Origin of the sequence: Shewanella sp. P1-14-1, from assembly GCF_001401775.1 — a bacterium.
Lineage (GTDB): Bacteria > Pseudomonadota > Gammaproteobacteria > Enterobacterales > Shewanellaceae > Shewanella > Shewanella japonica.
This window is the reverse complement of sequence record NZ_LKTL01000031.1, coordinates 14,808-28,232: the sequence shown is the minus strand read 5'-3', so window position 1 is coordinate 28,232 and position 13,425 is coordinate 14,808. Positions and strand designations below refer to the sequence as shown.

At 43.2% G+C, this 13,425-nt stretch carries 9 protein-coding genes; 7 read left to right on the top strand and 2 right to left on the bottom strand.

All coding sequences use genetic code 11. The annotated features are described in order from the left end of the window. Nucleotides 1-297 precede the first annotated feature (297 nt). The 6 genes from ilvG to AN944_RS18585 all read left to right on the top strand — a co-directional run bounded on the left by ilvG (nt 298) and on the right by AN944_RS18585 (nt 8,169). Nucleotides 298-1,986, top strand: coding sequence for an acetolactate synthase 2 catalytic subunit (gene ilvG / locus AN944_RS18610; protein WP_055026149.1), 1,689 nt, complete (start codon nt 298-300; stop codon nt 1,984-1,986). Further along, entirely contained in the window at nt 1,983-2,249 is a 267-nt protein-coding gene (ilvM, locus tag AN944_RS18605) for an acetolactate synthase 2 small subunit (protein WP_055026148.1), read from the top strand. The genes ilvG and ilvM overlap by 4 nt, the downstream gene beginning before the upstream one ends. 35 nt (nt 2,250-2,284) lie before the next feature. Next, nucleotides 2,285-3,220: a branched-chain amino acid transaminase gene (locus AN944_RS18600; protein ID WP_055026147.1), complete on the top strand. Its 936-nt coding sequence runs from the start codon at nt 2,285-2,287 to the stop codon at nt 3,218-3,220. Nucleotides 3,221-3,344: 124 nt separating this feature from the next. Beyond that, nucleotides 3,345-5,204, top strand: a complete 1,860-nt coding sequence (gene ilvD / locus AN944_RS18595; protein ID WP_055026146.1) for a dihydroxy-acid dehydratase — start codon at nt 3,345-3,347, stop codon at nt 5,202-5,204. A gap of 42 nt (nt 5,205-5,246) precedes the next feature. Beyond that, nucleotides 5,247-6,782, top strand: coding sequence for a threonine ammonia-lyase, biosynthetic (gene ilvA / locus AN944_RS18590; RefSeq protein WP_235531007.1), 1,536 nt, complete (start codon nt 5,247-5,249; stop codon nt 6,780-6,782). Nucleotides 6,783-7,014: 232 nt separating this feature from the next. Continuing rightward, nucleotides 7,015-8,169: an alanine--glyoxylate aminotransferase family protein gene (locus tag AN944_RS18585; protein ID WP_055026144.1), complete on the top strand. Its 1,155-nt coding sequence runs from the start codon at nt 7,015-7,017 to the stop codon at nt 8,167-8,169. A gap of 81 nt (nt 8,170-8,250) precedes the next feature. Here AN944_RS18585 and ubiK read toward each other — a convergent pair whose 3' ends face one another. Then, nucleotides 8,251-8,505, bottom strand: a complete 255-nt coding sequence (gene ubiK, locus AN944_RS18580) for a ubiquinone biosynthesis accessory factor UbiK (protein ID WP_055026143.1) — start codon at nt 8,503-8,505, stop codon at nt 8,251-8,253. 229 nt (nt 8,506-8,734) lie between these two features. Between ubiK and rep the strand changes: the two genes are divergently transcribed. Continuing rightward, nucleotides 8,735-10,747, top strand: a complete 2,013-nt coding sequence (gene rep, locus AN944_RS18575; protein ID WP_055026165.1) for a DNA helicase Rep — start codon at nt 8,735-8,737, stop codon at nt 10,745-10,747. Between the two features lie 27 nt (nt 10,748-10,774). On the opposite strand, the gene AN944_RS18570 is transcribed toward rep, so the two are convergent. Next, entirely contained in the window at nt 10,775-13,408 is a 2,634-nt protein-coding gene (locus tag AN944_RS18570) for a diguanylate cyclase domain-containing protein (protein WP_055026142.1), read from the bottom strand. Nucleotides 13,409-13,425 lie beyond the last annotated feature (17 nt).

The following is a 13,425-nucleotide window of genomic DNA, read 5'->3' as shown; positions in this document are numbered from 1 at the left end:
ACAATTATTTTTTAGGAATCAGTTAACCATGTTTAACCAAGCTGCCCAGCTCATTATTGTGATTATTACCGTCGTGATTATTAAGTCACCGCGGGGGTGGCGTTTGGCAAAGAGACAGAGTTAATCGTCAGAATTTGCAAAACCCCCGCTCCGAAAGGACCGGGGGTTTTTTGTTTTCTAGGGTTTATTTTGTTTCACAAAAGCAAGGTTAAATGAGAGCCAATAAGTGGCAATAACGATTTATCAGACGCACTGATCTTAGCTCAGTAAATGCAGATGAAATACGAGACTATCAATATGGAATCAGGACAGACAATGCGCGGCGCCGATGCCGTTATCAAAGTATTAGCGGCACATGGTGTGACGACGATTTTTGGTTACCCTGGTGGGGCAATCATGCCGATTTATGATGCGCTATATGGTCATCCTGTTGAGCACTTACTGAGTCGTCATGAACAAGGCGCGGCCTTTGCGGCTGTAGGCTATGCCAGAGCCAGTGGCAAAACAGGCGTGTGCTTTGCAACATCAGGGCCTGGTGCGACGAACTTGATAACGTCATTATCGGACGCCTTACTCGATTCCGTCCCTGTGGTTGCGATAACGGGGCAAGTCTCTACCGCTGTAATTGGTACCGATGCTTTTCAAGAAATAGATGTACTCGGGATGTCGCTGTCATGCACCAAACACAGCTTTATGGTGACAGACATTAATGAATTAATTCCTACACTTTATAAAGCGTTTGAAATCGCTGCATCTGGTCGTCCAGGCCCTGTATTGGTTGATATCCCAAAAGATATTCAAATCGCTGAGCTTGAATATAAAACACCTCTACTTTCAGTGGTTGAAGAGCCAGCTCCGGCATTAACCGATATCGAGGCAGCACGAGCACTATTACAACAAGCGAGTAAACCTATCCTTTATGTTGGTGGTGGTGTAGGTATGGCTGGCGCGGTTGATCATTTGCGTCAATTTATCAATGAAACAGGCATACCTTCGGTTGCAACCTTAAAGGGCTTGGGTGCGATTGAACACGGCACCAAAGGCTATTTGGGTATGTTAGGTATGCACGGCGGCAAAGCCGCTAACCTCGCTGTGCAAAACTGTGATTTATTGATAGTGGTCGGTGCGCGCTTTGATGACCGTGTTACCGGACGTTTAGCTACGTTTGCAGGCAATGCCAAGGTGTTGCATCTAGATATTGATATCGCTGAAATCAATAAATTACGCCAAGTGGATGTGGCTATTTCAGCTGATTTTCGTCAAGTATTACCCGCATTGTCTAACTCACTTGAACTTAAATCACATGAGTTAGCACTGTGGCAACAAGAGGTGGAAGAGCTTTATCGTGAGCATCAATGGGATTATCAACATCCTGGCGATTTAATCTATGCGCCAGCAATGTTACGCCGCTTAGCGAATAAATTACCTGAAGACAGTGTTGTGAGCTGTGATGTCGGTCAGCATCAAATGTGGGTAGCTCAGCATATGTGGTTCCGCCGTCCAGAAGATCACTTGTCCAGTGCTGGTCTTGGCACAATGGGATTTGGCTTGCCTGCAGCAATTGGTGCACAAGTTGCTCGCCCAGATGCAACAGTCGTGACGGTATCGGGTGATGGCTCATTCATGATGAATGTGCAAGAGCTGACAACCATTAAGCGCCGCAAGTTACCTGTGAAAATTTTGCTTATTGATAACCAAAAGTTAGGCATGGTGAAGCAATGGCAGCAATTGTTTTTTGAGCAGCGATACAGCGAAACCGATTTATCTGACAATCCTGATTTTGTGTTAATGGCATCGGCATTTGATATTCCGGGCCGCACCATACATCGTGCAGAAGAAGTAGAAGCTGCACTCGATGAAATGCTTGCTGCACCTGGACCTTTTATGCTGCACGTAGCCATTGATGATGCATTTAACGTCTGGCCTTTAGTGCCGCCAGGAGCGTGCAATAGTGACATGATGGACCAAATGGAGAAGCAAACATGATGCATTCAATAGAGCTGTTGCTATCGCCGCAACCTGAAGTGTTAGAACGAGTATTACGAGTAACTCGTCATCGTGGTTTTACAATCAGTGAACTGAGCATGACAGTCACAGAATCGGGTGAGTTTAAGGTTAACTTTACCGTTAATAGTGACAGAGTCATTGAATTATTAACGCATCAATTAGGTAAATTATTTGATGTGATTAATTGCCAAGTGGTTATGCCATCTAAGCCTCAAACGGCTTCTACTTGCGCAACTGCTTAATGCATTTCATCAATATTCGATAGAAGGGAAAGAAAATGGCTGCGACTCAATCAGAACTGATATGGTTTAATGGTGAAATCATGCCTTGGCAAAATGCTACGGTACACGTGATGACACACGCAATGCATTACGGCACGTCTGTCTTTGAAGGCATTCGTATTTACGATACGCACCTTGGTCCAGCAGGATTCCGGTTAACCGATCATGTACAGCGTTTATTTGATTCAGCCAAAATTTATCGCATGAATGTGCCATATGATTTTGAGCAAGTCATGCAAGCGTGCAGTGACTCAGTTCTTAAGAATAATCTGCAAAGTGCCTACATTCGTCCGCTTATCTTTATGGGAAATGTCGGAATGGGGATAACACCGCCTAGCGATGCACAATGTGAATTAGTGGTAGCAGCATTTGAGTGGGGAGCGTACCTAGGAGCTGATAGTATGGATGCTGGCGTTGATGTAGCCGTTACTTCATGGCAACGTTTAGCACCAAATACGATTCCGACTGGCGCTAAAGCTGGTGGTAATTACCTATCATCATTACAAATTTCGACAGAAGCTAAACGTAATGGCTTTGATGAAGGTATTGCACTTGATACCAATGGCTTAGTGAGTGAAGGTGCAGGGGCTAATCTTTTTGTTGTTAAAAATAATAAAATTTATACCCCGCCGGCTACCGCTGCTATTTTGAAAGGCATTACCCGCGACACCATCATGGTGTTGGCAAGAGACTTAGGCTACGAGGTTATTGAAGAAGCCATGGCACGAGAGTTTTTATACGTAGCAGATGAAATTTTCATGACAGGAACAGCGGCTGAAATTGTTCCAGTCAGAAGTGTCGATAGAATTGAAGTTGGCTCAGGAAAGCGTGGTGCCGTTACCCAGCAAGTTCAACAGTCTTTCTTTGGTTTATTTAACGGAGAAACTGAAGATAAATGGGGCTGGTTAGAGCCGTTAGTCGCATCAGACTAAGCGATTTAAGCATCGTTAATCAGTCAATATAAGACTGATATACACAACAATAACTCATAATGAATATTTTTAAGGTTTTACTGATGGCTTCATCCCAGTAAAGCGACACAGGAAGGAAAAGACAATGCCTAAACTACGTTCAGCAACCAGTACCGAAGGTCGTAACATGGCTGGCGCACGTGCACTTTGGCGAGCGACGGGTGTAAAAGAAAAAGACTTCGGTAAGCCGATTATTGCGATCTCTAATTCATTTACCCAATTTGTTCCAGGTCATGTGCATTTAAAAGACATGGGGCAGTTAGTTGCTGGCGCGATAGAAGAGGCTGGTGGTATTGCTAAAGAATTCAATACCATCGCAGTTGATGATGGTATCGCAATGGGTCACGGTGGCATGCTTTACAGCTTACCGTCTCGTGAACTAATTGCCGACAGTGTTGAATACATGGTGAATGCCCATTGCGCCGATGCCTTAGTGTGTATTTCTAACTGTGACAAAATCACTCCTGGTATGTTGATGGCGGCATTAAGATTGAATATCCCGGTGATATTTGTATCAGGTGGCCCGATGGAAGCGGGTAAAACTAAGCTTTCAGATCAAATCATCAAGCTTGATTTAGTTGATGCTATGGTTGCAGGTGCTGATACCAATGTCAGTGATGAAGACAGTAAGCAAATTGAGCGTAGTGCTTGTCCTACATGTGGTTCATGTTCAGGCATGTTTACTGCTAACTCGATGAATTGTTTAACCGAAGCCCTCGGCTTATCTTTACCAGGTAATGGTTCTCTTTTAGCAACGCATGCAGCTCGTCGTAATTTATTTTTAGAAGCGGGTCGCCGTATCATGGATCTTGCGACACGCTATTACCGTGACGATGATGACAGCGTATTACCTCGTAATATTGCGTCTTTTAAATCATTTGAAAATGCTATGGCACTCGATATTGCGATGGGCGGTTCATCTAATACCGTTTTACATTTGATTGCAGCGGCTCAAGAAGGTGAGGTGGACTTTACGATGGCTGACATCGATAGAATGTCACGCCTTGTGCCTCATTTATGTAAGGTTGCGCCTTCAACACCTAAATATCATATGGAAGATGTGCATCGTGCGGGTGGTGTTATGGGCATTCTAGGTGAGCTAGATAGAGCTGGCTTACTGCATACGGATGTGCCGCATGTTGCTGCTGATAATGGCGGCGATTTAAAGTCTGTTCTAGCAAAGTATGATATTGCCCAAACTCAAGATGAAACGATTCGCCGCTTTTATAGTGCAGGTCCAGCAGGCATTCCAACACAAACTGCATTTAGCCAAGACTGTTATTGGGATAGTGTGGATGATGACCGTCAAGAAGGGTGTATTCGTACTCGTGAAAATGCCTTTAGCCAAGAAGGCGGTTTAGCGGTGTTGTCAGGCAACGTTGCTGAGAATGGCTGTATTGTTAAAACGGCCGGTGTGGATGAAGAAAACCTGACTTTTGTCGGGACGGCACGTATTTATGAAAGCCAAGATGATGCTGTTGACGGCATTTTAGGTGGCGAAGTGGTTGCTGGTGATGTGGTTGTTATCCGCTATGAAGGTCCTAAAGGTGGCCCAGGCATGCAAGAAATGCTGTATCCAACCACATACCTTAAATCTCGAGGTTTAGGTAAAGCCTGTGCATTGATTACTGATGGCCGATTCTCTGGTGGGACGTCAGGATTGTCTATTGGTCATATTTCTCCTGAAGCAGCTGCGGGTGGCACCATTGCCTTGGTTGAGAATGGCGACCAAATAGAAATTGATATTCCTTCACGCTCGATCAAACTCGCGGTTTCTGATGATGTATTAGCGCAGCGTAAAGCAGCGATGGAAGCCAAAGGGCTACAAGCCTGGAAACCACTAGCTCGCGAGCGTTATGTGTCATTAGCACTCAAAGCTTATGCATTATTGGCAACCAGTGCTGATAAAGGTGCGGTAAGAGATCGCAGTAAGCTAGAAGGCTAGTGTAAACATGAGCGTTAACCTAAAACTGATGGAATGAGGCCTATGTCTTTAGCACAAGAATATTTGCAAAAAACGCTGTTATCATCAGTTTATGATGTGGCCAAAGTAACGCCGTTATCGAGCTTAAATAAACTGTCAGCCAGATTGGGGTGTCAGGTGTACTTAAAGCGTGAAGACATGCAGCCGGTACACTCTTTTAAACTACGTGGCGCGTATAACTGTATGGCGCAACTGACTCCTGATCAATGTAAGAATGGGGTGGTTTGTGCGTCAGCTGGTAATCATGCGCAAGGTGTGGCGATGTCGGCGGCAAGCCGTGGTATTGATGCCGTGATTGTTATGCCTGGCACAACGCCTGATATTAAAATTGATGCGGTAAAGCGCCTTGGTGGCAATGTGGTGTTGTTTGGTGAAGGGTTTGATCAAGCAAACGAACATGCAAAGCAACTTGCTGAGCGTGAAATGCGCACTTACATTGCCCCATTTGATGATGAACATGTCATTGCAGGTCAAGGCACTGTCGCACAAGAAATGATACAACAGCAACGTGATATCGATACCGTGTTTGTTCCTGTCGGTGGTGGTGGACTGATTGCTGGCATCGCTGCTTATTATAAAGCTGTGATGCCACAAGTTAAGATTATTGGTGTTGAGCCAGAAGATGCCGCTTGCTTAAAAGCGGCGTTAGATGCAGGCGAGCCAGTGTCTCTATCTCAAGTTGGACTATTTGCAGATGGAGTTGCAGTTAAACGTATCGGTGAAGAGCCATTTAGAATCGCAAAACATTATGTTGATGATGTGGTTACTGTCACCTCAGATGAAATCTGCGCCGCAGTTAAAGATATTTTTGAAGATACCCGTGCAATTTCAGAACCGGCTGGGGCATTGTCTATTGCAGGATTAAAGAAATACTTGCAACAACACCCTAAAGAAGCTGGTAAAGGTGAGCGGGTAGCCGCCATTTTAAGTGGTGCGAATGTGAACTTTCATAGCTTACGTTATGTGTCTGAACGCTGTGAATTAGGCGAGCAAAAAGAGGCGGTTTTAGCGGTTAAAGTGCCTGAGAAACCAGGGAGCTTTTTACGTTTTTGCCAAATTTTAAATAAACGTGCAATGACCGAGTTTAATTATCGATTTAGCAGTCGTGACAGTGCGGTGGTATTTGCCGGCATTCGTATAAGCCAAGGTCAAGCTGAATTAGATGAGATTATTGCTAACCTAGAGTCGGAAGACTTTCAGGTGCAAGATTTATCAGAAGATGAAACGGCCAAACTGCATGTGCGTTATATGGTTGGTGGCAGACCACCAGAGCCATTAGATGAGCGTCTATTTAGCTTTGAGTTTCCTGAGCACCCTGGTGCACTGTTGAAGTTTTTGACCACCTTACAAAGCCAATGGAATATCAGTTTATTCCATTATCGCAACCACGGCGCTGCATTTGGGCGTGTGCTAGCTGGGTTTGAAGTCCCATCTTCTGACGAAGCGGCGTTTGCTCGTTTTTTAACAGAGCTCGGTTTTGTTTACCAAGAGGAAACTGATAGCCCTGCTTATCAATTGTTTTTGAACTCTGGTCACTAAATTAAATCGCGAATAAAGGCTTCCTACTTAGGGAGCCTTTTAGATAAAAAAGCGATTTCAAGCTAATAAATTTCAATAGGATACAGATTCAATACATAGTCTGTGTTATTGTCATTTCTGCCCAAAGAGGCGAGAAAGCCACAAACGAAATCATATTCGGTGGCGTTAAGTAAAATAAAAAATGTAGGTTTCATTGAGCTATTACAACTGACCTCGAGCCAAGGAGACTTTGATGTTATCTGTACCCACTAATTCTGTATCTGGCATAAATGCCTTTATGCCACCTCGCCGTACCCTTATGGGACCAGGCCCTTCGGATGTGTATCCTGAAGTGTTAGCCGCCCAAGCTAGGCCAACAATAGGCCACTTAGATCCATTGTTTGTTGCGATGATGGATGAGCTGAAATCCTTAATTCAATATGCTTTTCAAACCAATAATGAAATGACTTTAGCTGTTTCTGCACCAGGGAGTGCGGGAATGGAAACGTGTTTTGTTAATTTGGTCGAGCCGGGTGAGAAAGTCATTGTTTGCCGTAATGGTGTGTTCGGTGAGCGCATGCGCCAAAATGTTGAGCGTGTAGGTGCTACAGCGGTTGTTGTTGATAATGAATGGGGCGAACCTGTATCTGTTTCAGCAGTAGAAGCTGCGTTAAACGCAAATCCTGACGCTAAGTTTTTAGCTTTTGTTCATGCTGAAACCTCAACCGGTGCTTTATCAGATGCCAAAAGCCTATGTGCCTTGGCTCAACAACATGATTGTATTTCCATTGTTGACGCTGTGACATCACTAGGTGGGGTAGAGCTGCGTGTGGATGAATGGGGCATTGATGCGATTTATTCGGGCAGTCAGAAATGTCTATCATGTGTTCCTGGTATTTCTCCAGTGTCATTTTCAGCCAAAGCAGTAGAAAAGATTAAAAGTCGCAAGACCCCTGTCCAAAGCTGGTTTTTAGATCAAACCTTAGTGATGGGTTATTGGGGTAATAAAGAAACCGGCGCTAAACGCAGTTATCATCATACTGCACCAGTGAATGCCTTATATGCATTACATGAATCACTGCGTTTACTGGCTAATGAAGGCTTGGAAAATGCGTGGAAACGTCATCAGGATATGCATCAAATATTACGTGATGGACTTGAGCAGTTAGGGCTGACTTTCGTCGTGGATGAAACGTGCCGTTTACCGCAATTAAATGCGGTTTATATTCCTGAAGGGGTGGATGATGCCGCAGTGCGTCAGCAGTTACTCAATACTTATAATTTAGAGATTGGTGCTGGACTCGGTGCATTAGCTGGTAAAGCATGGCGTATCGGCTTGATGGGTTTTGGGGCTCGACGCGAAAACGTAGCTTTATGTCTACGAGCGCTAGATGAAGTGCTTAACTAATCTTAATACAATCAGTTGAGATAAATTAAGGTTAAAAAAATGGCATCCCAAAGGATGCCATTTTTGTTAGATCATTATGTATTAAGCGTCAGCAGACAATTTTTTTTCTAATTCGTCGACTTGTGCTTGCAGTGCTTCGAGCTTTTCACGAGTTTTTAATAACACGTGCTGTTGTACTTCAAATTCTTCTCGAGAAACCACGTCTAACTTCATCAGTTGGCTTTGAAGCACCTGCTTAGAGCGCTCTTCAAATTCGCCAGCGAATTGTTTAACGCCGCTAGGAAGGTTTTCACTTAACTGCTTAGCCACTTCTTCAAGTTTTTTTGGATTAATCATCATCAATTCCATATTAAATTAGGTTTCTAGTCTATGGGGTAATTGTACCTCAGCAACCGGCCATGTCCAAAGTTATCGATTAAGCCTATGGGTGAGTTCACCTTAGTGGAGTGATACGATCGTCATTGGCTTTTTGATCGCAGTAGACGTTTAAATTTATTGATTGTCGATCGTGGCTTTCTGGTATGATCGCACTCCGTTTATTTTGGTTATTGGTAAAGTCGTCAGCATGAAGTTAAATCCTGGGCAAAATGATGCCGTTCACTATGTTTCTGGACCTTGTTTAGTATTAGCGGGTGCAGGCAGTGGTAAAACTCGGGTAATTATTAACAAAATTGCATACTTAGTTGAAAAGTGCGGCTATAAAGCACGCAATATTGCTGCGGTGACTTTTACTAATAAAGCGGCACGAGAGATGAAAGAGCGTGTAGCTCAGTCCATGGGACGCAAAGAAGCCAGAGGATTATGGATCTCGACGTTCCATACATTAGGGCTTGAGATCATTAAGCGTGAACATAAAGTGGTTGGTTTAAAGGCTGGCTTTTCATTATTTGATGATCAAGATACCTTTGCGCTGTTAAAAGAGCTGACTGAAGATGAACTTGAAGAAGACAAAGATTTAATTAAAGCGCTAGCCGGTGCGATTTCAAATTGGAAAGGCGACTTAGTCGTGCCTGATGTGGCAATTAAACGAGGTGGAGATGAGCAAACACAATTGTTTGCCAAGCTTTATCAACGTTATGCCCAACATATGAAAGCCTATAATGCGCTTGATTTTGATGATTTGATTTTATTGCCAACGCTTTTATTGCGTCATAACGAAGAAGTCAGAACACGCTGGCAAACCCGTATTCAATACTTGCTAGTCGATGAATACCAAGACACAAATACCAGTCAATATGAGCTAGTGAAGCTGTTAGTGGGTGAACGTGCTCGCTTTACCGTGGTAGGGGATGATGATCAATCCATCTATTCATGGCGGGGAGCAAAACCGCAGAACTTAGTCTTACTGGGTAAAGATTTCCCTAAACTTAAACTGATTAAGTTGGAGCAAAATTACCGCTCAAGCCAGCGGATTTTAAGAGCAGCCAACATTCTCATTGCTAACAACCCCCATGTGTACGATAAAACGCTGTTCAGTGAACTTGCTTATGGTGAGCCACTGCGTGTGTTGTTTGCCGCGAATGAAGAGCAAGAAGCTGAGCGAGTCGTTGCTGAAATTGTTCGTCATAAGTTTGTCGGCAAAACTAAATTTGGTGATTACGCCATATTATATCGAGGAAATCACCAGTCTCGTTTACTCGAACGGGCATTGATGACCAACCGTATTCCTTATAAATTGTCTGGTGGCACATCATTTTTCGCTCGAGCTGAAATTAAAGATATCATGGCATATTTGCGTCTGGTCGTTAATCCAGATGATGATAATGCGTTTTTACGTGTAGTGAACTTACCTAAGCGTGGAATCGGCCCAGCTACCTTAGAGCGCTTAGGCAACTATGCGAACCAAAAACATATTTCGATGTTTGAAGCGATTTTTCAAGCTGAGCTGAATCACCATTTAGCGCCAGCGGCGATGTCATCCTTGTATCAATTCGGAAAATTTATTGTCGATACTGGAGAGATAGCAACTCGTGGTGAGCCGGTAGATGCGATCAAGCAGTTAATTCGTAAAATTAATTACGAAGATTACTTGTACGAAACCAGTACCAGCGCCAAAGCTGCAGAAATGCGGATGAAGAATATTTCTGAGCTTTATCGTTGGGTGACGGAAATGCTGGAAGGTGATGAGCTTGATGAACCGATGACGCTACCTGAGGTGGTAACACGTCTTACGCTGCGAGACATGATGGAACGAAACCAAGAAGATGAAGGCGGTGACCAAGTTCAGTTGATGACGTTACACGCTTCAAAGGGGTTGGAATATCCCTATGTCTTTATGGTAGGTACTGAAGAACGAATTTTGCCTCATCAATCGAGTATTGATGAAGATAATGTTGATGAAGAACGTCGTCTCGCCTATGTAGGAATTACACGTGCGCAAAAAGAGTTGTGGTTTACTATGTGCCGTGAACGTCGTCAGTTTGGTGAGACTATGCGTTGTGAGCCGAGTCGCTTCTTAATGGAGTTACCTCAAGACGATTTGATTTGGGAAAACCGCAAGCCTAAACAAACTGAACAAGAGAAGGTGCAATCTGCTAAAGCGAATATTGCTAACCTAAGAGATATGTTTAAAAAGTAAACGGTAATGCCAAGGTTGAGTGCGAGGTTAGCTTACGGCTTCTTTAACGTCATTAAGATCTGTTAGGACAATATTAACGATAGAAAAAACGTTACCTTGCCCTTGGCTATAGCCCAGTTTTGATAAACTTTGCTTCTGCTCTGAAGTATTTATACCTTCTGCATACATATCGAACCCCAATGTTTGAGCGATAAGCTGATAGGCTTTAGCCAGTTGCAGTTGTTTTTCATTGAGTAAGTGTTGGCTAACATCGGCATCGAGTTTTAACGCTTTAATCGGTAAAAAGCTTAAGCTACTCAGTGAACTATAACCTGTTCCATAACCATTTATTCCAATATTGACACCCATTTCGGTTAAAGACTCAAAGGCACTGATATGGTTAGTGCTGTCTTGCACAAATGACTTCTCATGAAAGAATACCCATAGCTTTGTGGCACAGATACGACTGCGCTTAATGGTGTTCTTTAAGCTGCGAAGGCCGTATTTATGTTTAATGTGCTGACTTGATAGTGGAATATGAAAGTGAATGTTGTCACCTAATCCATTTGCTAAAGCTTGGTAGTGTTGATCAATATATTGAAAAATATAATCGTCTAACATCATCATGCTTTGCGTTTGCTCGGCAAGTGCTTTTAACTGATGGTTATCAATCATCCCTTCGCTAGGATGGTGCCAGTAGCTAACTGGCTCATAGGCTAAAATATGGCTTTGATCGAAAGTGACGATGGGCGTTAGCTCTACTATGATTTCATTGCGCTCTAGGGCGTGTAAAAAGTCTTGCTCCAGCGCGATACGTTGATTGAAGCTGTATTCGGTTTTCTGGTCAAAAACAACATAACAGCCTTTGCCTTTTGACTTTGCTTGATACATTGCGGTATCGGCATTACGCAATACTGACTCACTGTTATCTGAAGTGTTAACAGAACTGTAAGCCACGCCAATACTGGCACCAGAAATCACTTGCTGTTGAGCTAATGTGTATGGCTCTGCAATAGCTTGCAAGATGCGCTCACATACATCTTCGGCATCTCGGTGCTGGTGGATGGAGTCGAGTAAAATGACAAATTCATCACCGCCCAAGCGAGCTAAAGTGTCATTGTCTCGAATACACATTTTTAGCCGAGTTGATGTTTCAATCAAAAAGCGATCACCTTCAAGGTGACCTAAGGTGTCATTGATTTGCTTGAAGCCATCTAAATCAATAAATAACAGGGAAAACTGCTCGTTTTGATGACGTCGAACATGCTTAATGGCTTGTGATAGCCGCTCCATGAAAAAGCTACGGTTAGGTAAACCGGTTAAATTGTCATGTTTAGCATCGTAAACCAATTGAGCTTCGATTTTTTTACGTTGCATGATTTGACGTTGTAAGTTGTCATTGATCTCAGCAATCGCTTTGGTGCGTTTTTCGACCTTATCCTCAAGTTGCTCATAGCTTCGCTTTAACTGCTCAGCGGCAAGTTTACGCTCAATTGCATTGGCAATATGCTGCGAGACAAAGGTGAGTAGCTCTAAATCTTTAGTGGCAAAGGAGTTTTTGTCGGTCAGACTGTAAATCGTTAATCCACCGGCTATTTCCCCGTGAATGAATAACGGAATACCAATCCATTGCTTCATAGTTTGAGTGTGGTTTAAATCGGGATTACTGCCATAAATCTCACCCGCAGTAATCATCCTTTTAATGTCTTGCTGATTTAACAATAGTGGTTGCTGGTGCTTTAAAATATACTCTGTTAAGCCATCCTTTAACGCCCTTGGTTTAGGCGCTTCGGCGTTCATCTGCGAGACATAAAAAGGAAAAGATAAGGTTTGTGATGGCTTGTGTACTAATGCGATAAAACAGTTGTCAGCAGGCAGTAATTGGCTGATGACTTGATGGATTTGTGGGTAAAACTCGGCTTGAGTCACATCAGATGCGGATAAATCAGCGATTTGAAATAATGACTTTTGCAGTTTCTCTGCTTTAACACGCTCAGTAACTTCAAGTTTTACTTTGTCATACGCTTCGCTGAGTTCTTTAGTACGTTCAATAATTGCTATTTCAAGCTCTTCATTGTGACGCAGTCGCTCCATAACACCTGAAATATGGTGGCAAATAAAGCCCATTAATTCGAGTTCGAGCTCACCATAGATAATATCGTCGCTGTAGCTTTGAACGACCAATACTCCTGAGACATGGTTATTGTGTTTGATGGGAACGCCGAGCCATTGAAGGCAAGGTGAACCTAAGCCATCAATTTTTCCTTCTTCGACCAATTCATTAAAACGTCGCTCATTACAAAAAAGTGGTTCACCGGTTTTTAGCACATAACCTGTAATGCCACGCTCTAATAATGATGATATTTCTTCATCTGGATATAGCTCTGATGGGTGGGGATCTTTCTCATCAGCAAAAAAAGGTAAGGATATGGTGCCAGTTTGATTATCGAAAGAGGCAATGAAAAAGTTATCGGCATGGATCAAGCTTTGCAGATGACTGTGGACACCTTTATAGAAAGCGTCAAGTGAGATCGCTTGGGTAGCAATATTGGAAATTTCTAATAGCGCATTTTGAATGATTTCTGCGCGCTTATATTTTGTCGCTAAACGTCTAAGCCTCGACACCCTTCTTTGTAGATGTTCGATATTATTAGAGTGATTAGGGAAGGCTCCCTTTTCCATATGACTCCTTCAATCCT

Coding starts and splice junctions, on each gene's coding strand:
- ubiK (WP_055026143.1), bottom strand. CDS start 8,505: ATGATTAATCCAAAAAAACTTGAAGAAGTGGCTAAGCAGTTAAGTGAA.
- ilvA (WP_235531007.1), top strand. CDS start 5,247: ATGTCTTTAGCACAAGAATATTTGCAAAAAACGCTGTTATCATCAGTT.
- ilvG (WP_055026149.1), top strand. CDS start 298: ATGGAATCAGGACAGACAATGCGCGGCGCCGATGCCGTTATCAAAGTA.
- ilvM (WP_055026148.1), top strand. CDS start 1,983: ATGATGCATTCAATAGAGCTGTTGCTATCGCCGCAACCTGAAGTGTTA.
- ilvD (WP_055026146.1), top strand. CDS start 3,345: ATGCCTAAACTACGTTCAGCAACCAGTACCGAAGGTCGTAACATGGCT.
- AN944_RS18585 (WP_055026144.1), top strand. CDS start 7,015: ATGTTATCTGTACCCACTAATTCTGTATCTGGCATAAATGCCTTTATG.
- AN944_RS18570 (WP_055026142.1), bottom strand. CDS start 13,408: ATGGAAAAGGGAGCCTTCCCTAATCACTCTAATAATATCGAACATCTA.
- rep (WP_055026165.1), top strand. CDS start 8,735: ATGAAGTTAAATCCTGGGCAAAATGATGCCGTTCACTATGTTTCTGGA.
- AN944_RS18600 (WP_055026147.1), top strand. CDS start 2,285: ATGGCTGCGACTCAATCAGAACTGATATGGTTTAATGGTGAAATCATG.